The sequence below is a fragment of the Deinococcus koreensis genome (assembly GCF_002901445.1).
GTDB classification, from domain to species: domain Bacteria; phylum Deinococcota; class Deinococci; order Deinococcales; family Deinococcaceae; genus Deinococcus; species Deinococcus koreensis.
Genome location: NZ_PPPD01000002.1, coordinates 407,780 through 427,879, shown reverse-complemented (window position 1 = coordinate 427,879; position 20,100 = coordinate 407,780). Strand labels below are relative to the sequence as shown.

The 20,100-nt window shown below is 62.4% G+C and carries 15 protein-coding genes; 8 read left to right on the top strand and 7 right to left on the bottom strand.

Features of this window, described 5'->3' with window-relative positions; translation table 11 throughout:
- Genes CVO96_RS18330 through CVO96_RS18295 form a run of 8 tightly spaced genes read left to right on the top strand, consistent with a single transcriptional unit; the run spans position 1 to position 9,637 of the window.
- Complete coding sequence (locus tag CVO96_RS18330) at positions 1-1,017, top strand: glycosyltransferase (protein WP_103313934.1); 1,017 nt, start codon at positions 1-3, stop codon at positions 1,015-1,017.
- Positions 1,010-2,029: a polysaccharide biosynthesis protein gene (locus tag CVO96_RS18325; RefSeq protein ID WP_279327021.1), complete on the top strand. Its 1,020-nt coding sequence runs from the start codon at positions 1,010-1,012 to the stop codon at positions 2,027-2,029. The genes CVO96_RS18330 and CVO96_RS18325 overlap by 8 nt, the downstream gene beginning before the upstream one ends.
- A complete protein-coding gene (locus CVO96_RS18320; protein ID WP_243398501.1) occupies positions 2,014-3,129 on the top strand; it encodes a polysaccharide biosynthesis C-terminal domain-containing protein in 1,116 nt (371 codons plus the stop codon). Before CVO96_RS18325 ends, CVO96_RS18320 begins: the two co-directional genes overlap by 16 nt.
- Entirely contained in the window at positions 3,126-4,277 is a 1,152-nt protein-coding gene (gene wecB, locus CVO96_RS18315) for a non-hydrolyzing UDP-N-acetylglucosamine 2-epimerase (RefSeq protein ID WP_103313875.1), read from the top strand. The genes CVO96_RS18320 and wecB overlap by 4 nt, the downstream gene beginning before the upstream one ends.
- Positions 4,277-5,497, top strand: coding sequence for a glycosyltransferase family 4 protein (locus CVO96_RS18310; RefSeq protein WP_103313874.1), 1,221 nt, complete (start codon positions 4,277-4,279; stop codon positions 5,495-5,497). The genes wecB and CVO96_RS18310 overlap by 1 nt, the downstream gene beginning before the upstream one ends.
- Positions 5,494-7,068 (top strand): hybrid nucleoside-diphosphate sugar epimerase/sugar transferase, encoded by a 1,575-nt coding sequence (locus tag CVO96_RS18305; RefSeq protein ID WP_103313873.1) that lies wholly within the window; start codon positions 5,494-5,496, stop codon positions 7,066-7,068. The genes CVO96_RS18310 and CVO96_RS18305 overlap by 4 nt, the downstream gene beginning before the upstream one ends.
- A complete protein-coding gene (locus CVO96_RS18300) occupies positions 7,065-8,903 on the top strand; it encodes a polysaccharide biosynthesis protein (protein ID WP_103313872.1) in 1,839 nt (612 codons plus the stop codon). Before CVO96_RS18305 ends, CVO96_RS18300 begins: the two co-directional genes overlap by 4 nt.
- Positions 8,900-9,637 (top strand): SDR family oxidoreductase, encoded by a 738-nt coding sequence (locus CVO96_RS18295; RefSeq protein ID WP_103313871.1) that lies wholly within the window; start codon positions 8,900-8,902, stop codon positions 9,635-9,637. Before CVO96_RS18300 ends, CVO96_RS18295 begins: the two co-directional genes overlap by 4 nt.
- Here the strand turns inward: CVO96_RS18295 and CVO96_RS20825 are convergent.
- The 7 genes from CVO96_RS20825 to CVO96_RS18265 all read right to left on the bottom strand — a co-directional run bounded on the left by CVO96_RS20825 (position 9,609) and on the right by CVO96_RS18265 (position 20,023).
- On the bottom strand, positions 9,609-10,463 hold the full coding sequence (locus tag CVO96_RS20825) for a hypothetical protein (RefSeq protein ID WP_133161851.1): 855 nt from the start codon (positions 10,461-10,463) through the stop codon (positions 9,609-9,611). The two genes, CVO96_RS18295 and CVO96_RS20825, sit on opposite strands and share 29 nt — an antisense overlap.
- Positions 10,460-11,980, bottom strand: coding sequence for an O-antigen ligase family protein (locus CVO96_RS18290; RefSeq protein WP_133161850.1), 1,521 nt, complete (start codon positions 11,978-11,980; stop codon positions 10,460-10,462). Before CVO96_RS18290 ends, CVO96_RS20825 begins: the two co-directional genes overlap by 4 nt.
- A gap of 46 nt (positions 11,981-12,026) precedes the next feature.
- Entirely contained in the window at positions 12,027-15,458 is a 3,432-nt protein-coding gene (locus CVO96_RS18285; RefSeq protein WP_103313870.1) for an efflux RND transporter permease subunit, read from the bottom strand.
- On the bottom strand, positions 15,455-16,768 hold the full coding sequence (locus tag CVO96_RS18280) for an efflux RND transporter periplasmic adaptor subunit (RefSeq protein ID WP_103313869.1): 1,314 nt from the start codon (positions 16,766-16,768) through the stop codon (positions 15,455-15,457). The genes CVO96_RS18285 and CVO96_RS18280 overlap by 4 nt, the downstream gene beginning before the upstream one ends.
- Positions 16,765-17,829, bottom strand: coding sequence for a TolC family protein (locus CVO96_RS18275; RefSeq protein ID WP_341476189.1), 1,065 nt, complete (start codon positions 17,827-17,829; stop codon positions 16,765-16,767). Before CVO96_RS18275 ends, CVO96_RS18280 begins: the two co-directional genes overlap by 4 nt.
- Positions 17,826-19,319 (bottom strand): TolC family protein, encoded by a 1,494-nt coding sequence (locus tag CVO96_RS18270; protein WP_103313868.1) that lies wholly within the window; start codon positions 19,317-19,319, stop codon positions 17,826-17,828. Before CVO96_RS18270 ends, CVO96_RS18275 begins: the two co-directional genes overlap by 4 nt.
- Before the next feature lie 110 nt (positions 19,320-19,429).
- Positions 19,430-20,023, bottom strand: coding sequence for a TetR/AcrR family transcriptional regulator (locus tag CVO96_RS18265; protein ID WP_103313867.1), 594 nt, complete (start codon positions 20,021-20,023; stop codon positions 19,430-19,432).
- Between the last annotated feature and the right edge of the window lie 77 nt (positions 20,024-20,100).

The following is a 20,100-nucleotide window of genomic DNA, read 5'->3' as shown; positions in this document are numbered from 1 at the left end:
ATGATTTCTGTGAGCCTAATTTCATATAATAGTCCCGAAGTTACGATACGGGCTATCAAATCTATCCTAATACACTTGATTAAGGAGGTTAATGAATTTGAATTCATCGTAGTCGATAATGCTTCTACAGAAGATAACGTTAATTTGATTAGAGAGCAGTTTAGTGATGTAAAGTTAATTGTTTTAAACGAAAATATAGGGTTTGCAAGAGCACATAATTTAGCAATCAAATCCTCTCAAGGAGAGGTTATTGTAATTGCAAATAGCGATGTTATAATCTGCGAGGAAGGAGTATTTAATAGTATCGAATCTAAATTTCAATCCCATCCAGAAATTGGTGCGATTGCCCCATTGATTGTTGATGCTCGCGGTTTACCTAGTCCATCAAGCAGGGATATTATGATTTACTCACTTAAATCAACGATGCTCTCAGTTTTAAACTCTATATTTCCTATGGTAAACAGAGATAAAGCTTCGAAAATGCCCAAAGTAATAAAAAACATCGTTTTTAGTGGCCATGAAAGCGCCCATCCTAACTTCCAGAGTAGATATGTAAGGTGGGTGGATGGAATGTTTGTAGCGTTTAGAAGAGACGCATTGATAGAAAATGGACTCTTTGACGAGTTCTACTTTTTCGATCATGAAATAGGCGATCTACTATTAAGAATAGCTAGAAAATACAAAATATATTACGATGCTTCATGTAAAATAATGCATCTTGGTGGCTATTCACGCAGCAAAAATCCAAAAATAATCAAATCATCAATTTTAGGATACATTCATTTTATATATAACAATAAGCGTGAATATTACCGTGTCATATCATACGAAATAATTATTCTATCTAAGATGAAATCTGCAATGTCTAAGATACGACAAAGAGATGAAGAGTCTAAAATATGGGAGGAAATTCTACAAGCTAGCTCACAGTATATGAAAAATCCAGTCATGGCAGCAAGTAATACCCCTTCCCTAGAAAAAATCAGTTCGACGCAACGCGGAAGTAATTATGAATAAAAAAGTTGTTTTGATCACAGGGGGCACTGGCTCCTTTGGAAATGAGCTCCTGCACCTGCTGAAGGACACGGATGTCCGGGAGATCCGCGTTTTCAGCCGGGACGAGCTCAAGCAGGAACACATGCGGATCAAGCTGAACAACCCGAGGGTCAAGTTCTATATCGGGGACATCCGCGAGCGCAGCAGCGTGGATCAGGCCATGGAAGGCGTCGATCTGGTCTTTCACGCCGCGGCCCTCAAGCAGGTGCCTTCGTGCGAGTTTTTCCCTATGCAGGCTGTACTGACGAACATCGTGGGGAGCCACAACATCGTGGAGTCCGCCATTGCCCACAAGGTCGCCTCACTGGTCTGCCTGAGCACAGACAAAGCTGTTTTTCCTGTGAACGCCATGGGCATGAGCAAGGGCATGATGGAGAAGGTCGCCACTGCGGCGGCGCGGCGCCTGGGGCCGGAGGACACCATGATCTCCAGCGTGCGCTACGGCAACGTGATGTATTCGCGCGGCTCGGTCATTCCATTGTTCATCGACCAGATCAAACAGGGCAAGCCGCTGACTGTGACCGATCCCAACATGACCCGCTTCCTGCTGTCGCTGCGCAGCGCCATCGATCTGGTGCTGTTCGCTTTCGAACATGCCCAGCAGGGCGATATTTTCGTGCGAAAAGCGCCAGCCTCCACCGTCGCCGACCTAGCGCAGGCCCTCAAGAACCTCTTTCGCAGCGACGTGCCCATCAAGGTCATCGGCACCCGGCACGCCGAAAAGCTGTTCGAGACCCTGGCGACCGCGGGTGAAATCGCGCAGTCCGAGGACATGGGGGACTATCTGCGGGTGAGCATGGACGACCGCGATCTGAACTACGCCAAATACTTCACCGAGGGCAGTACGGAGGAGTCCAGTCTCGACGACTACACCTCGCACAATACCCAGCGCCTGGGCGTCGAGGAGATCGAAGAACTCCTGCTCTCATTGCCGGATGTGCAGAGGGAACTGGCGGCATGGCAGAACCGATGATCGTCGGCGTGACGGGGGCAGATGGACTGCTCGGCACGCACGTCCAGGCCTACCTGCGCGGAGTGGAGGGTCTGCAGGTTCGGGCCGCCGGACGCAGAACCTTCGAGGAAGGCGGGCTCACGTCCTTCGTCCAGGACTGTGGTGCGATCATCCATCTGGCCGGCATGAACAGGGGCGAGGAGGCAGTCGTGGCCGCCACCAACGTGGGGCTGACCCGGCAGCTGATCGAGGCGCTGGACGCCACTGGCAGCCGCCCCCACGTCCTGTTTTCGTCCTCCACGCACATCGAGCGCGATACGCCCTACGGCGCGTCCAAGCGCGAGGTCGCCTCACTGCTCGCGGCCTGGGCCGGGCGATCTGGCGGAACCTTCACCAACGTCATCCTGCCGGGCGTCTTCGGGGAGGGTGGCAAACCCTTCTACAACTCGGTGGTGTCCACCTTCTGCCACCAGCTGGCACGTGGAGAGACGCCGACCCCCCACAATGATGGGCCGATCGAACAGATTCACGCCCAGGAGGTGGCCCGCCGCCTGGAGGCGATGATCGACACCGGGGTCACCGGCGACGTGCGCGTGGAGGGCCAGCGCCTGACCGTGTACGGCCTGCTGGAAACCCTTCAGGAAATGACGGGATTGTACAGCCAGCACATCATTCCCGACCTTCGTGACGATTTCCGGCGGGATCTGTTCAACACCTACCGCTCCTACCTGTATCCACAGCACTATCCCGTTCGCCTGACCCTGCACACCGATCCGCGTGGCAGTCTGTTCGAGGCGGTCAAGAGCCCCAACGGTGGGCAGAGCTTCATGTCGTCCACCCATCCCGGCATCACGCGCGGAAACCACTTTCATACCCGCAAGGTCGAGCGTTTCCTGGTCACGGGCGGCGAGGCCGAGATCAAACTGCGGCATGTGACCGGTACCCAGGTGCTGAGCTTCCGGGTCTCCGGCGAGGCCCCGAGCTACATCGACATCCCGACGCTGCACACGCACAGCATCACCAACGTGGGCTCCGGAACCCTGATGACGCTCTTCTGGACGCACGAACTCTTCGACCCGGCCCGTCCAGACACGGTCGCTGAACTGGTGGAGCCCGCATGAGCAATTCTGTGCCTTCCGTCCGCAAGCTCAAGGTCATGACCATCGTGGGCACCCGCCCGGAAATCATCCGCCTTTCACGCGTCCTGGCACGGCTCGATGAACATGCCGACCATCTCATCGTGCACACCGGTCAGAACTACGATTACGAGCTGAACGAGATCTTCTTTCATGACCTGGGCGTTCGCAAACCCGACTATTTTCTCGACGCGGCCATTGGTAGCGCTGCCGAAACCATCGGGAACATCCTGATCAAGGTCGACGGCGTCATGGCAAGGGAGCAGCCAGACGCCGTGCTGATCCTGGGCGATACCAACAGCTGCCTCTCGGCGATCCCTGCCAAGCGCCGCAAGATCCCGATTTTCCACATGGAGGCCGGGAACCGCTGCTTCGACCAGCGGGTTCCAGAGGAGACCAACCGGCGGATCGTGGATCACACCAGCGATGTCAATCTGACCTACAGCGACATCGCCCGCGAATACCTGCTGCGGGAGGGCCTGCCGCCCGACCGCATCATCAAGACCGGCAGCCCGATGTTCGAGGTGCTCACCCATTACCTGCCCCAGATCCAGGCCTCGGACGTGCTGAGCCGCCTGGGCCTGAGTGCCGGTGACTACTTCGTGGTCAGCGCCCACCGCGAGGAGAACATCGACTCCGACCTGAACCTCGCGAACCTCGCCCTGTCGCTGAACACCATCGCCGAGGTGTACGACCAGCGCGTCATCGTCTCGACGCACCCGCGCACCCAGAAGCGCATCGACGCCCAGGGCGTCACCTTCCACCGCAACGTGGAGCTGCTTAAGCCCCTGGGGTTCCACGACTACGTGCATCTCCAGATGCATGCCCGCGCCGTGCTGTCCGACAGCGGCACCATCACCGAAGAGTCGAGCATCCTGAACTTTCCGGCCCTGAATATCCGCGAGGCCCACGAGCGCCCGGAAGGGATGGAGGAGGCCAGCGTGATGATGGTGGGGCTCTCCCCGGAGCGCATCATGCAGGGGTTGAGCATCCTGGCTGACCAGCCGCGCGGCGAGCAGCGCCTGCTGCGCCCGGTGGCGGACTACAGCATGCCGAACGTATCCGACAAGGTCGTGAGGATCATTCACAGCTATACCGACTATGTCAACCGAGTCGTCTGGCGGCGGGGCTGATGCATGTTCTCGTCGTCACCCAGTACTTCTGGCCCGAAAACTTCCGGATCAATGACATCGTCTCGGGCCTGCACGAACGCGGGCACCGGGTCACGGTGTTGACCGGCCATCCCAACTACCCCTCGGGGGAGTTCACGTCCGGGTACTCGGGGCGCACGGTGGTCGAGGAGCAGTACCAGGGCATCCGGATCGTCCGGGTGCCGATGCTGGCACGGGGGCAGGGCAGCGGGGTGCGGCTGGGCCTGAATTACCTCTCCTTCGCATTGTCAGGCAGTGTCCTGGGGCCGGCACGCCTGCGCGATGCCTACGACGTGATCTTCGTCTATGAACCCTCGCCCATGACGGTGGGTTATCCCGCGATGGCCCTCAAGGCCCGTACGCGGCGGCCCATCGCCTTCTATGTCCAGGATCTCTGGCCCGAGAGTCTGGCTGCCACCGGCTTCGTGACCCATCCACTGCTCCTGAAGCTGGTCGAACAGATGGTGCGCGTGATCTACCGCGCCTGCGACCTGATCCTGGTCACCTCCCGCGCCTTCATCCCCAGGGTAGAGCGCCTGGGCGTGGCCGCGGGCCAGATCCGCTACTACCCCCAGTACGCCGAAGCCTACTATCAGCCACAGGCGCCCGAGCCGCAGTGGGCCGCGGCTCGCGGGCTGCCCGGCGGCTTCACGGTGATGTTCGCCGGCAACATGGGCACGGCGCAGGATCTGTTCACCGTGCTGGAGGCGGCCGAACTGACCAGGGGCGATGAGATTCAGTGGGTCTTTCTGGGTGACGGCAGCGTCCGTGCCGAACTGGAGTCCCGGGCCGCCGCCGCTGGCCTGAGCAATGTCCATTTTCTGGGCGCGCATCCTCCGGCTGAGATGCCGCGCTACTTCGCGCAGGCACAGGCCCTGCTGGTGTCCCTGAGCGCCGACAACCTGTTCGCCCTGACCGTGCCGGCCAAGGTGCAGTCCTACCTGGCCTGCGGCCGGCCCCTGCTGGCCAGCCTCGATGGAGAGGGCGCAGCCATCGTCCGCGAGTCGGAGGCGGGTCTGGTCGTTGCCCCACAGCAGCCCCAGGCGCTGGCTGACGCTGCCCGGCATCTTCAGGCCATGACTGCCCAGGAACGGGACGCACTGGGCCAGCGAGGGCGCGAGTACTTCGAACGTCATTTCGAGCGTGAGGCCAGTCTGACGGAACTCGAAGCCCTCTTCTCGGCACTGGCGGTCAGGCCATGAGTGGTCGGGTGCTGGTGGTCGGGGCCAGCGGTTTCGTGGGACAGGTGGTCGTGCTTGAACTGTTGAGCCGGGGAAAGCTCGTGCTGGCTGCAGCGAGGCAGCGCAGCGCCGTGCCGCCGGGGGCGGCTTACGTGACCCTGCCCGATCTCACCCAGACGGTCGAGGACTGGAGCGAGATGTTGCTCGACGTTGATCAGATCGTGTATCTGGCGGCCCGCGTCCACGTCATGAACGACACCCATCCCGATCCGTTGGCGGCCTACCGGGCGGTCAATCGCGACGCGGCCCTTTCGCTGGCCGCGGCCGCGGCCCGGCAGGGAGTCAGGCGCTTCGTCTACCTGAGTTCCGTGAAGGTGAACGGCGAGTCCAGCGACCGTCCGCTGACGGAAGACGACCTGCCCCGGCCCAGCGATCCCTACGGCCAGAGCAAGTGGGAAGCCGAGCAGGCCCTGCTGCGCCTGGGTCAGGATACCGGCCTGGGAGTCGTGATCCTCCGCCCCCCGCTGGTCTATGGCCCAGGTGTCAAGGCCAACTTCATGGCCCTGGCACGCGCCGCTGGTCGCGGTTTTCCCTTACCTATCGGCGCCATCAAAAACCGGCGAAGTATGGTCTATGTGGGCAACCTGGCAGATCTGATCGCGGTGGCGCTGGAGCATCCGGCGGCGCCCGGTGAGATGTTTTTCGCCTCGGATGGGCAGGATCTCTCGACCCCCGAGCTGACACGCTTCCTCGCCGAGACCCAGGGCCGTCATGCCAGGCTGCCGGCCATCCCAGTTCCCCTATTGCTCTGGGTGGGCCGAATCACCGGACGAGGCGCCGTAATCCGGCGTCTCACCGGCTCGCTCCAGGTCAGCAGCGCCAAAGCCCAGCGTCTCCTGAGCTGGACGCCACCTTACCCAGTCTGGCAGGCGATGGCCCGTACGGGTCAGAGTCTGGATCGTGACCGCCCTTCTCAGAGAACGGAGCCATCCCGCTATACCCTCAGCGCGTCACAGCGACGATATCTGCTGGTGAGGTCACTGCTGGAACGTATTCTGGCCCTGCTTGCCTTGATCGTTCTGGCCCCACTCCTGCTGGGGCTAGCGGCATTGATCCGCCTGGATTCGCCGGGACATCCGCTCTTTATTCAGGAGCGCGCAGGCCAGGGGCACCGTCCTTTCAGGATCTTCAAGTTCCGAACCATGCAGGTTGGTACTCCTCACCTCTCCACGGAGGACATGCAGCGCACGGGGGTCAGTCCGGTGACCCGACTTGGAGCCGTGTTGCGCCGCACCAGTCTGGATGAGTTGCCACAGCTGCTGAATGTGCTGCGGGGCGAAATGAGTCTGGTGGGCCCACGCCCCGCCCTGATGACGCAGACGCCAGTGCTCAGGCTACGGGAACAGACAGGCGTTGATGCGCTCTTGCCGGGCGTGACAGGATATGCCCAGGCCACCGGCCGTGATGATCTCGACGATGTCGAGAAGGTTCGGCGAGACGCCCAGTATATGCGTACGCTAGGGTTCAGAAGGGATTTCGAGATTATCCAGCTCACACTGCTGTCGGTCTTCAAGGGGACAGGAAATAAATGAAGCCAATTCTTTTCACGCCCACCCATTCCAAATACCTGATTGATTCAGCGTTATGGGGGGCCGCTACCTTGCTTGCCTACGGCTTTCGAAAACCTGAACTTATTTCCTTAGGTGTCCCCGCCAATGTCTGGAGCTACATGTTCCTGAGTCTGGTGGTTATGGGCAGCGTTGCCAATGTCTACCAGCTTCATCGCCAGAACTGGCAACGGGCGGGCATCTCGGATCTGATCCTGCTCGCCCGTGCAGTGAGCCTGGCGACACTCATTATGTTTGCGGCCGGATTTATACTTCAGACCTGGCTGCAATTACCCCGAAGTGTGCCTTTGCTCGTCGGCATCCTGGGTTTTCTCTTCATGGGTGGGGCACGCCTCGGCACACGGATGCTCAGCGAGCAGGTGCGCCGGCAGAGAGCGGATGATGCGCGGCGCGTGTTGATCGTCGGTGCCGGCGAAGCTGGCAGCCTTATCGCACGCGAGATGCAGCGGCATCCGGAGTCTGGCCTGGTGCCCATTGGCTTCATTGACGATGAGCTCAGCAAGGTGGGGCAGCGGGTTCTGGGGTTACCTGTATTTGGACAGGTCGCTGCACTTCAGTCGGTGGCACAACGTGAGGGCGCACAGGAAATTCTCATCGCTGTGCCTTCGGCATCTGGCGATTTTATCAGGCGGGTGGTCGACGAGGCGCGTGAATCTCATTTAAGATATAGGATCATTCCCGGGGTCTTCGAGATCCTCAACGGATCTGTGAACATCAGCCAGATTCGGGACGTGAATCTGGAAGATCTGCTCCGGCGGCCTCCAGTGCAACTGAATACGCAGGAAATAGCCAGTTATCTTAGGGGACGGGTTGTTCTCGTGACAGGAGCTGGCGGTAGTATCGGCTCCGAGATCGTCCGGCAGATCGTGACTTTCAGCCCGTCTACGGTGTTGCTTTTCGGGCGAGGTGAGAACAGCATTTTCAGCATCCAGCAGGAGTTGGTGCGGAACTGGCCTGAAGTCAAACAGATGGGTCTGATTGGAGACGTGCGTGACGCGGCCCGGCTGGAGGCCGTCTTCAAGGAGTTTCGCCCGGATGTTGTATTCCATGCGGCGGCGCACAAACATGTTCCGTTGATGGAACAGACGCCCTCCGAGGCGATTCTCAACAACGTCATAGGCACAGATAATGTCGTCACACTGTGCCTGAAATTCGGGGTGAGCCGCCTAGTGAACGTTTCCACGGATAAGGCGGTTAATCCAACCAGCGTGATGGGGGCTTCGAAGCGTATCGCTGAAATGGTGGTTTCTGCCGGGGCGGCCCAGGCCCGTGAGACCCAGGCCTTCGTGTCCGTCCGATTCGGCAATGTGCTGGGCAGTCGGGGGAGCGTAGTCCCCACGTTTATGTCCCAGATCCGTGCGGGTGGCCCTATCACCGTGACTCACCCCGAAATGGTTCGCTACTTTATGACCATACCAGAAGCAGCCAAGCTGGTTGTTCAGGCCGGAGGGCTTGCGGAAAATGGCAAGGTGTACGTGCTGAACATGGGCGAGCCCGTGAAAATCTCTGACCTGGCGCATGACGTTATACGTCTGAGCGGTGCACAGAATGTTGATGTGGTTTACAGCGGCATTCGGCCGGGCGAGAAACTCTATGAAGAATTACTCATGAGTAGTGAAGACATCAATTCCACTTCCCACAGTGAGATTTTCAGTGCCAAGCTTGGTAAGGTTGACCCCCACATTATGCATGAGCAACTGAAGCTCCTCCGCCGCCATGCGGAGGCAAATGATTTTGAGTCCGTTCGTCAAGATCTGGTCAGGCTCATTCCAGAGAATAAGTTTGGGAGTATCAGATGACTTCTCCTAAAATCCTGCTTACAGGAGGCGGTGGACGGCTTGGAACGGAGTTGCGTGCAATTCTACCGCAGATCATCGCACCATCCAGCAAGGAGCTCGACGTCACCGACGCCCAGCAGGTTCACACGATATTGCAGAGGGAGAATCCTCAAATAGTTGTCCATGCCGCAGCTTATACAAATGTAGGTCTTGCTGAGACAGAGCGTGATAGGTGCTGGCGAATAAACGTAGAGGGTACCCGTAATGTGGCCCGTGCAGCCAACGCTATTGGCGCGAAGCTGGTTCACATCTCGACGGACTATGTTTTCAGTGGCGAGAAAGGAAATTACCGTGAGACGGATACGCCAGGGCCGGTTGTCAACTATTATGCGTTGACCAAATTGGTTGCCGAGGAGGCTGCTCGATGTGCAGGGCGGTTTTTGATCGTGCGTACCAGTTTTCGCCCAAGGGAATTCCAGTACCCGGTCGCCTTCAGCGACGTATTCACAAGTCAAGACTATGTAGATATTATCGCTCCATTGGTTACAGAAGTAATCTGCCATAGTGAGCAGATTGAATATGAAGTGCTCCATGTTGCAACGGAGCGAAAAAGTGTATTTGAATTGGCGCGTCGACGTAGCCAGACAGTAAAAATGGGTCTGCGTTCGGAATCAACAGTGGTGCTGCCCGCTGATGTTTCTTTAAATGTTGAGCGGTGGAAAAGGATTATGGGTCTGGAGTTGGATCCGGTTTAAATATTATACTACTAATGCTCAAATTCCGATCCTGTAAAGTAATGCCATACGGATTAGCAATGCGTGCTACGACCGCACCGGCGTTAACTTTAAAGCTGAATTTTTGTGGTTTTTGAGATGTGATTATTGTATGAAGTATCTTGTTATCCTGCAGAATATTCACTGTGGGGTATATTCCACCTCCTTTGATGCCATCTAAGCTCATGTTAAGAATTCCAAGTCCACATGGATATATCTCGAGTGGACTAGACCTTACCAAACTTGCCGTCATTGAGTCTGGGAACCAGCCGCCACCATTATCAATAGGCACTTTAGCTTTAAAAGTGTTCCCGCAATTTGACTTTGTCAATTTTAAGCCTCTAAGATAAGCTACTCTCACATCGGCTAGATAATAGTCATTAAAATATCCAATAATGAGCTTTCCCCCTGTTAATAAATGTATTCTTGTATTTTTCGTTCTGGATATACTTTTATTGAATACAATCGTGTCGTTAAGCATGATAGTCAATAAAGGATATTCGCCTAAGGCCGGCTCGCCCATTGCGCTGAATATTAGCAAGCCGCCTTTGCATAGTGTAGTTTCAATCCAAGCATTCCCAGAAAAATAGAAGCCGGTTCCTACTCTTCTTACGCTACTGTCCTCCTTTTGGTAGCCAAATTCAAAATCAAGTTCTTTCGAACACTCGGATTGCTGCATAACACTCTTGGTTTCAAGAAACGCCTTTTGTGACTTTAGAGATAATTGTATACATATCGACGTCAATACAAGACACAACATCAGATTTGCTAACAAAAGTGCTAATTTGCTAAATCTTCCTTTACTCATTCCACATCAACCTTCCAAATCTTTTCAGCTACGGGATTAATATCCCAAGACGATTTAAGATTATATAGTCTTAGTCTAATTAATTGACTTTTCTCATTCAAAATATTTCCAGAGACAAATATCATATCAGAATTGTTTGAAAGTGCTGTGAAGTTTGTCACTCCTGCATTAATGCAATAAGTTGAGCAAGAAAACAATACTACTCTATATTGTCCAGGCATAAGGTAAAATTTGGACACCACTGTGTATTTGTTTCCAATCCTTACGTGTTTAGGTGCATTAATGTACATTAGCTTTACAACACTATATCTACTACTCGTGGATAAATTATATAAAATTGGTGTAGACAAAATTATTACTGAGATAAAGCCTATTAATAAATCAGCAAAGGCGAACACCTCGCCGTTTTTGATGGCGATACCGACTGCTATCCAGAATAATTCTGCAAAAAACGGACTAGGTACAATCAAAGTATTATCGTTAATTGATGCAAAAATGATTCCAATGAGGATGCTAAGAATAAGTCTATCACCACGCAAAGCGGCATTAAATAATGCATAACCCAGTAAAGCCGTGAGCCCCATCAATCCTACGAATCCTGTTTCAGCAAGTTGATGCAAAACTCCATTGTGAGCAATTTGCCAAGGGTTTCCTAAGCGGGTTACAATGTTAGAACATTCGGCTGATCGACCGTCAAATCCTACGAAAGTTGTGCAATCATTGATTGAAGGGGACAAATATTTGCCGAGTCTGTAACTACCAACACCCGCCCAGGGCTGACTCTGAATTACAGTCAACGTGTTATACCAAACAATATCACGCCCAGTCGTATCTACACTATTCAATCGATCTATAGCAATAAAGTTCACACGATTTCCGATATAAATTGTCCCAGCCAATATACCTAACCCTACAATAATAACAAGATTCATCCTCCTATTACGGTAGACAAAAGACCCAACTATGCAACCAAGAACAGCTGCAATAAATGAACCGCGGCTTCCAGACAGTAGTACGATTATCATGCCTAAAATCCCAAACGGAATTTTCCAAAGAAGTTTTCCGGTTGTGAAAAGCGCAATCCAAATACCGAAAGCCCCAGCTATTCCGAGTGTAGTTGATGTCATGTACGGATGGCCCAGTCGACTTGTGAATATATCAGCCCCAACAGAAAGGCTATATGCAACGGCTGTAACAAATACAACTGCGAGGCCGAATGTAATCTGCTTAAATTGCTCGCTGCTACCCAACGCTACCCCAACTCCCATCAATCCGAACATCAAGAGTGTGCGCGCTAACGCGAGCACACTAGCCAGCAGAGGCTCCGGCGTAAACAGAGCAGGAATCTGCTGGCTGAGCGCGTAGAACCCCAGCACCCAGAGAACTGCTTTGGGCAGGCGCTTAAGGTGTGGCAAGCCCAGGAGCGCCAGGGGTGAGATCACATAGAGCGGAGCCAGCAGGGCCAGCCAGGGGGCAATCCAGCGTGGAGGTGGGGCTTCAACGGGAACGCCGGTCACAGGGGAGACTATAGAACGTCTATGGTGAGTTGAGCGCGCCCTCCCCTCAGTCTCCCGGTGTCAGCGCTCCCGTCGGCAGGCCTTCCCCTTCGGGCTTGCGCGTCTGCCGCCGGCGCTCGAACTGCCAGAACACCGTGGGCACGACGAAGAAGGTGAGCAGCGTGCTCGTGATCACCCCGCCCAGGATCACGATGCCCAGGCCCCGGCGGAACTCGGCGCCGTCGCCCTGACCCAGGATCAGCGGCACGGAGATCACCAGCACCGTCAGGGTGGTCATCAGGATCGGGCGGAAACGCAGTTCGGCCGCCTCCAGCAGCGCCTCGCGCAGGGGCAGCACGCGGGCGCGCTCGGTCACGAATTCCAGGTACAGGATCGAGTTCTTGGTCGAGAGCCCGAGCAGGATCACCATGCCCAGCACCGTGATCACGTCGAGGTTCACCCCGAACAGGTTGAGCGTCCACAGCGCCCCCACGATCGCCAGCGGCACCGGCAGCAGCAGGTAGATGGGGTAGCGGAAGGAGTTGAACTGGCTGCCCAGCACGAGGTAGGTCAGCAGGATCGCCACGACCATCAGCACCGGGCCGTAGAAGACCAGGTCGCCCGTCAGTCCGGCAGAGCCGAAGGCGCTGGAGTTCCCCAGGGTCACGCCGCCCGCGAGCAGCCCGGCCTTCTCGACGCGCGACACGATCTCGCGCTGGTACGCGAAGGGGTTCGGGCCGCCGTCGATCAGGTTGATGTCCAGGGTCGAGGTGTACGCCTTGTTCAGGCGGCTCAGGGTCGCGGGCGCCTGGGCGACCTGGAAGGCCCCGAGCTGCGAGAGGCTCAGGTTGGCGCCCAGCGTCTGCGAGTACACCGTCTGCGACAGCAGGCTCTGCTCGCCGCTGATGAGCGAGGGGTCGAGCCTGACCACGATGTCCACCGAGCGGTCGCCGTCGCGCACGGAGCCGGCCACCGAGCCGTCGTTGTAGGTGCGCAGCGCCTGGGCGATGTCGGAGGCGCTCAGGCCGGTGCCCGCGAGCTTGGTGGTGTCGGGCACGAAGGTGCGTTCCTGGCGGGTGGCGCTCAGGGAGCTCTCCAGCGTGCGGATGTTGGGATCCTGCCGCAGCAGGGCCACGACCTGCCGGTTGCGCTCGATCAGCAGCGCCTGGTTGGGCGCGGTCAGGGCCAGCGAGAGGTCGGCGCTGCCGCCGGGGCCGCCCTGCTCGGAGGCGACCAGCAGCTCGGTGCCGGGGATCTGGCGGGCCACCGGCTGGAGGTCTTTCAGGTAGCGGGCGACCAGGGTGTCGATGGGCGGCCGCTCCTCCTTGCCCAGCAGGGTCACGGTCAGGCTGGCGGTGTTCGAGGTCGTGCCTCCCAGCGCGCCGCCCGAGCCCACCGAGGTCTGCACCAGGCGCACCTCCGGCCGGGCCAGCAGGTTTTCCTCGATCTGCCGGGTCAGGCGGTTGGTGGTCGCCAGGTCGGTACCCACCGGCAGCTCCAGATCGACGTTCAGCGAGCCGGAGTCGGTCTGCGGCGTGAACGCGAAGCCCACGCCGCGCACGGCCAGACCGGCGCTGAGCAGGAACGCGGCGGCGACCAGCATGACGATCCAGGGCCGGTTCAGCGCGCGGTTCAGGCCCCGGGCGTACGAGCGCGCCACGCCCTGCACCGCGCGGTTGGTGTAGCCGTGCAGGGTGCCGGTCAGGGCCTCCAGGACTGCGTACAGCACGGTCAGGAGGTAACGCACGACCGACAGCACCAGCGGCGCGAGCAGCACCGCCAGGCCCAGCGCGACCGGCAGGGCCAGCCCCGCCCCGCGCGCGAGGCCCACGGTCACGGCGGCGCCCGCGAGCGCCAGGCCGATCACGCCCAGCGGCGTCCTGACGCCGGTCAGGGCGCGGCGCAGCAGCTCGGGGTAGCGGCCGAACACCGCCGGCACCTGCGCCCACGAGATCGGCTCGGGGTCGCGGGTGTACGCCATGCGGACCGTGAGGAAGAGCAGGCTCTCGAGCCACGACAGCATGATCGCCGCCGCGATGCCCAGGCCGAACTGGCTGAAGAACTGGCCCAGGATGCCCGGCATGAAGCTCAGGGGCAGCAGCACGGCGAGCAGCGAGAAGCTGGCGGCGGTCACGGCTGAGAAGACCTCGGAGCCGCCGAGCAGGACGCTGCGCACCTGGCCGTAGCCCAGGTCGCGGTAGCGCTGGACGTTCTCGGCCACCACGATCGAGTCGTCCACCACGATGCCGATGGCCACGATGATGGCGAGCAGCGAGATGATGTTGAAGGTGAAGCCTAGCACGCCGAACAGCAGCGGCGCCGCCGAGATCGAGATGGGGATGGCCAGTACCACCGCGAAGACCGTGTTCAGGCGGCCCAGGAACAGCAGGCAGATCACGCCCACCGCCGCGATGGCGATCAGGAATTCCTTGAAGGTGTCGCTCACCGTCGCGCGGGTCTCGCGGGTGGTGTCGCTGGCGAGCGAGAGGGAGTAGCCGGCGGGCAGGCGCTGCGCTTCCATGGCGGCGCGCACGTTGTCGGTCACGGCCACCGAGTTGGTGCCGGAGCCCTTGCGCACCGAGAGCAGCACCGCCGGCTGGCCGTTCACGCGCGCCAGGGAGCTGGCACTGGCCGCCCCGTCGCGCACGCTCGCCACGTCCGAGACCTGCAGGCCGGTGCCGGCGTCCACGGTGATGCGCGCGACGTCGGCCGCCGAGCGCGGGGTGTTGCGGGTCGAGAACTGCGTCTGCGTGCCGGCGCCCTCGACCGTGCCGGCGGGCAGGTCGAGGGCGCTGGCGCCGATGGCCCCCGTCACGCGGGCGGGGGTCAGGTTGTAGGCCTGCAGCCGGGCCGGATCGAGCAGCACCTGCACCTGACGCTCGGGGCCGCCGGTCAGCGAGACGTCGGCCACGCCCTCGACGCGCTCGAGCCGGGGCACCAGGACATCCTCGGCGAAGGTGGTCACGTCGCTCGGCGGGGCGCTGCCGCCCAGCAGGGCCAGGGTCAGGATCGGGGTGGCGTTGGGGTCGAACTTCTGCACGACCGGCGCCTCGGAGCCGTCCGGCAGGGCGCCCCGGATGGCCGCCACCGCCTGCGAGACCGAGTTGGCGGCCGAGTCGATGTTGGTGTCGTCGGAGAAGGTGATCACCACCGCCGACTGGTTGCTCACCGACGTGGTGTTGATGTCCACCACGCCCGCCAGCGTGCTGACCGAGTCCTCGATGCGGCGGCTGACCTCGCGGTCGACCTGATCGGGGTTGGCGCCGGGGTAGGCCGTACTGACCGCCAGGATCGGCACCTCGAAGTTGGGCAGCAGCTCCACGCCCAGCCGGAAGGTCGAGACCAGCCCGACGAGTACCAGCATCACGAAGATGCCGATGGAGAACACGTAGTTCTTCACCGAGAAGCGCACGATGGGGTGGACGGGCGGCTCGGGCGTGCCGTCGGGCAGGGTCGCGCCGGGCTGGGTCTTGAAGTCTTCCGGGTCGTGGGTGCTCATGGGGAACTTCCTGCGGCGCGGTCACGGGCCGCGCTGCCCGTAGGAGAAGGGTCAATGCGGATGCGCGTGCCGTCTTGCAGGCTGGCAGGCACCGGCGTGATGACCTGCTGCCCGGCGCTCAGGCCGCGCACGGCCACCTGACCGCCGCTCTCGGCCACGACGGTCACGGGGGTGCGCTGGGCCACGCCGCCCGCGGCCACGTAGACCGAGTTCTCGCCGCCGTCGGTCTGCACGGCCGGGCTGGGAATGAGCAGCCCCGAGCCCAGCGTGTTGCGGTAGCGGGCCTGCGCGGCGCCGCCCACCGGCAGGGTCTCGCCGCCCTGCACGCGCGCGGTGATGGGCACCAGACGGTTCTCGCCCGCGATGCCGGGGCTGCCGACCACCGTGGCCACGTAGTTCCGGCCGCCGTAGCCCAGGTTCAGCGTGCTGCCCTCATTCAGCGCCCCGGCGTCGGCCGAGGGCACGCTGAACTTCACGCGGATGGAGCCCGGATCGACCAGCCGGAAGACGGGCGAGCCCTGGGCGGCGAACTCCCCGACCTCGACGTCGATGCTCGCCACGGTGCCGGCGAAGGGCGCGCGCACCGCCGTGCGGGCCAGGTTTTCCTCGGCCTGCCGCACGCTGGCCTGGGCGCTCTGCAGCTGCGAGAGCTGCAGGGGCACGGAACTCTGGGCGCTGCGGCCGTTCTGCTCCAGCGAGTTGCGCGCCTGCGCCAGCGCGCTCTGGGCCTGGGCCAGCGTGGCGCGCGCTGCCTGCAGGTCGGACAGGCTGATGCCGCCCAGGCGGTACAGCGACTCGGCACTCTGCGCGCCCTGCTGCGCCTGCGACAGGCTGGCCTGCGCGGACGTGACCGACGCCTGCAGCGCGCCCGTGGCCTGCGAGGTCGTGGAGCGCGTCTGATCCAGCGTGATCTGCGCCTGCTGGAGCTGCAGCCGGGCGTTCTCCAGGGCCTGACGCTGCTGGGTGTCGTCGAGCTGCACGACCACCGCCCCCTGGCCGACCCGCTCGCCCTCGTCCGCCAGCACGGCCTGGACGTTGCCGCCGCTCTGGGCCGCCACATGACTGTCGCGCTGGGCCTGGATGATGGCGCTGGCGCTGCGCTGCACGTTCAGGGTGCCCTGGCGCGCGGTGACCACCCCCACGTCCAGCGTGGTGGACTTGGCGGGCGCGGCGTCGAGGTCGTTGCCTGCGGGCGCGCTGCGGGCGGCCGGCGTTTCCCCGGGCTGCTGGGCGCTCCCGCCGGGCCGGGTGCAGCCGGAAAGCCCCAGCCCCAGGGCGGCACTCAGCAGAACGGCGTGTCCCGGTCTCATCTCGCCAGCCCCGTCACGTCCACCCCGGAGGCCGCGCCCAGCCCCGAGAGCGCGCGCCACACGCCGTTCACGGCCTGCGTCACGCTGAAGGCCGCCTGCTGGGCCTGCACCTGGGCCTGCTGCACGTCCACGGCGGCGGCGGTGCCGGCCCTCAGGCGGGCCTGCGCCTGGGTCAGGCTGGTCTGGGCGTTGGCCTGGCTCTCGCGGGCCAGGGCCACCCGCTCCTGGGCGTCCTGGGCGGTGCGGTAGGCGTCGCGCACGGTGGTCAGGGCGGCGCGCGAGGCGTCGTCCAGGCTGCGCTGGGCGTTCTGGGCGGCCACCCGGGCGTCCTGCAGGGTGCGCGCCGGGGTGTAGTCGTTGTCGGCCAGCCGCACCTGCAGGGCCGCGAGGCCGGCGCCGTTGGCCGCCTGCACCAGCGTGGGCAGGCGGGTGTTCAGCCCGGACTGCAGGGTCGCCAGGGAGGCGCCGAGTCTGGGCGGGGCGGGGGGCGCAGCCAGGGTCAGGTTGGTGCCGGCGGGCAGGTTCAGCAGCCGGGCCAGCCCCGCCTCCTGCACCGGGAGCCCGTCGCGGGCGCTCTGCAGCTCCTGGCGGTTGGTGTTCAGCGAGTTCTGGGCGCGGCTGACGTCGAGCGCCGTGGCGACCCGCGCGGCCAGCCGGGCCCGGGCGATGGTCAGGCTGCGCTCGTCCAGCGCGACCTGCGCCGCGTTCAGCGTGACGCGCTCGGCGGTCTCGTAGGCCGTGAGGTACTGGGTCACGACCGCCTGCACCACGTTCAGGCGGGTGCCCTCCAGGGTGGCAGTCTGCAGGGCCACGTCCTGCTCGGCCGGGGTCAGGGTAGTGATCACGCTGGTGGGGTCGGCGCGCACGGACTTCAGGTTCGCCTGGGCCTTCTGCAGGTTCGCGCGGGCGGTGGTGACGTCCACGCCGCTGGTCAGGGCGCGGCTCACGGCCTCCGCGAGCGTCAGGCGGGTCGCGCCTTGGGCAGCAGACTGGGCAGCGGCGCCGGAGACGGTCAAGGCGAGGAGCAGGGTCAGGGTGGTGCGGGTCAGCATGGAATTCATGGTCGGCCTCCGGCGGGCGCGGGACTGGTGGGCAGGGGGGCAGGGGTGGTGAGCAGCGCGTCGAGGTCGGCGGTGGCGGCGGCGAGTTTCAGGGCGGCGAGCGCGGCGCCGCGCTGCTGGGCGCCCAGGGCCTGGGTGGCCTGCAGCAGCCCCACCTCGGCCTGCAGGGCGTCCAGCGCGGTGCCCAGCCCCGCCTCCAGGCGGGCGCGCGCGCTGTCCAGGGCGGTCTGGGCGCCCGTCACGGCGGTCTGGGCCGCCGGCAGCGCTCCCTGCTCGTCCTGCAGGGCGCCCAGACGGGTGCGGACGTCCAGCTCCACGCTCTGCCGCGCGCTGTCCAGCCCGAGCTGCGCCTGGGTCACGCCGAGCTGCGCCTGGGCCAGCGCCGTGCCCTTGCCGCCCCCCAGAATCGGGATGGAGGCGCTGAGCGACAGCGAAACGCCGCTGGGCACCGCGCTGGTGTCGCGCAGGGGTACGCTGAGCTGCGCGCCCAGCACGCCGGTCTTGACGTTCAGGCTGCCGCTCAGGATCCGGCCGCTGCCGCCCTGGCCGTCGCTGAGCTGCCCGGCGCGCACGCTGGCGCTGAGATCCGGCAGCCGGGCGTCGAGCGTGGTGGCCGAGAGGTTCGCCTGGGCGTCGGCCAGCGAGGCGCGGGCGCGGGCGACCTCGGGGCGGCGCCCGTCGGCACGCGCCAGCAGGGCGGCCAGATCCTGCCCCGGCTGGGTGTCGGGCAGCGGCGCGAACTCGGCGGCGCGCGCCGGCAGCGTGACCGGCGTGCCCAGCACGCGGGCGACCGCCTGAGCGGCCAGGGCCACGCCGCGCGCCGCGCGGGCCTGCCCCGCCTGGGCACCCTCCAGCGCGCCCTGACGCTCCAGCAGGGCCTCCTGGGTGAGCAGACCCTGGGCGCGCTGGGCGCGGGCCACCTCCAGCAGCCGGGCACTCAGCGAGAGCTGGGCGTCGGCCAGGGCCAGCGCGTCGGCAGCCGACCGGGCGTTGGCGTAGGCCTCCAGCAGCTGCGTGGTCAGCGTGGCGCGCGAGTTCCGCAGCTCCACCGCCGCCGCGTCGAGCGCGCGCTGAGCACTCCGCACCCCTTCCAGGGCGGGCGCCCAGGGCAGCACGCTGAGGGTGGCGCCCAGCGTGACGCTGGCGTTGCCCTGCCACTGCCCGGTGTCCCAGGGCAGCCGGGTCAGGCCCCCGTCGGCGCCGGCGGTGAGCGAGAGTCCGGCGCGGGTGCGCGCGCTGTCCAGGGCCAGCTGCGCCGCCCGGTAGCTCAGGTCGGCCGACCGCCAGCCGGGCGAGCGCCGCAGCGCTTCGAGCAGGGGGGTCAGGGAGGCGGGCTCGGCGGCGGGCTGAGCTGGGCTGGCCGGGGCTGGGGTGGGCTGAGCCGGGCTGGTGACCGGGGCCGGGGGGGCGGTCTGCGCGGCGGCGGGCCCGAGAAGCAGGGCCAGGCTCAGCAGGGTGGAGACGGGGCGGGACAGACGGGCTCGGGGCATGGCAGGCGACCTCGGTGGGGTGGGGATAACGAGTGGGCACTTACTTACGAAGGGGGAATACGCGCCGGGGACTGGGTCGGTTCCGCGGCGGGCCGGGAGGGGCGCGCCGCTCAGGGGGCCAGGCCGGGCCACAGGACGTCGAGCAGCCCGCGTACCATCCGGCCGTCGTCCAGCACCTCGCGGCCCTGGGGCGGCAGCATGTGCTCGCGGTGGATGTAGTGGGTCAGCGCGCCCATCAGCGTCAGGGCGGTCACGTCCACGTCGTGCGGGCGCAGGCGGCCCAGCCGGGTCTCGGCGCGCAGGTACTCGGCCAGCACGTCGGCGTCGCGGCGCACGGGGTCGTCCAGGCGATCCAGCATCGGGTTGTGGCTGGGGTCGTAGCCGCGCGAGAACATGGCGACCAGATTGGGCATCAGCTGCCCGGACTCGTTGAGGATCGCCAGGGCGGTGGTTTCCAGATTGCGGCGCACCTCGCCCTGACCGACCAGGCCGAGCAGGGCCGCGCGCCACTGCCCGTAGTCGCGCAGGCCGACCGCGACCTCGAACAGTTCCTCCTTGCTGGTAAATCTCTTGAAGAGGGTGCCCTCCGACACCCCGGCCCGGCGGGCGATCTCGGCGGTGGTGGCCCCGAACCCCTGTTCCAGAAAGGCGCTCCTCGCAGCGTCCACAATCTGTTCGTCGGTGATCTGCCGGGGGCGGGCCATAAGTGAGTATGCGCTCACTAACCCTCCCCGTGACTGTAAGAGAGGTTACACGGGGCCGTGAGCAGAACAGGACGGAG

Bases quoted from the DNA above. Each gene is read 5' to 3' on its own strand.
- CVO96_RS18295 (WP_103313871.1), top strand. From the start codon at position 8,900: ATGACTTCTCCTAAAATCCTGCTTACAGGAGGCGGTGGACGGCTTGGA.
- CVO96_RS18265 (WP_103313867.1), bottom strand. From the start codon at position 20,023: ATGGCCCGCCCCCGGCAGATCACCGACGAACAGATTGTGGACGCTGCG.
- CVO96_RS18285 (WP_103313870.1), bottom strand. From the start codon at position 15,458: ATGAGCACCCACGACCCGGAAGACTTCAAGACCCAGCCCGGCGCGACC.
- CVO96_RS18305 (WP_103313873.1), top strand. From the start codon at position 5,494: ATGAGTGGTCGGGTGCTGGTGGTCGGGGCCAGCGGTTTCGTGGGACAG.
- CVO96_RS18270 (WP_103313868.1), bottom strand. From the start codon at position 19,319: ATGCCCCGAGCCCGTCTGTCCCGCCCCGTCTCCACCCTGCTGAGCCTG.
- CVO96_RS18320 (WP_243398501.1), top strand. From the start codon at position 2,014: ATGGCAGAACCGATGATCGTCGGCGTGACGGGGGCAGATGGACTGCTC.
- CVO96_RS18325 (WP_279327021.1), top strand. From the start codon at position 1,010: ATGAATAAAAAAGTTGTTTTGATCACAGGGGGCACTGGCTCCTTTGGA.
- wecB (WP_103313875.1), top strand. From the start codon at position 3,126: ATGAGCAATTCTGTGCCTTCCGTCCGCAAGCTCAAGGTCATGACCATC.
- CVO96_RS18280 (WP_103313869.1), bottom strand. From the start codon at position 16,768: ATGAGACCGGGACACGCCGTTCTGCTGAGTGCCGCCCTGGGGCTGGGG.
- CVO96_RS18310 (WP_103313874.1), top strand. From the start codon at position 4,277: ATGCATGTTCTCGTCGTCACCCAGTACTTCTGGCCCGAAAACTTCCGG.
- CVO96_RS18275 (WP_341476189.1), bottom strand. From the start codon at position 17,829: ATGAATTCCATGCTGACCCGCACCACCCTGACCCTGCTCCTCGCCTTG.
- CVO96_RS18330 (WP_103313934.1), top strand. From the start codon at position 1: ATGATTTCTGTGAGCCTAATTTCATATAATAGTCCCGAAGTTACGATA.
- CVO96_RS20825 (WP_133161851.1), bottom strand. From the start codon at position 10,463: ATGAGTAAAGGAAGATTTAGCAAATTAGCACTTTTGTTAGCAAATCTG.
- CVO96_RS18300 (WP_103313872.1), top strand. From the start codon at position 7,065: ATGAAGCCAATTCTTTTCACGCCCACCCATTCCAAATACCTGATTGAT.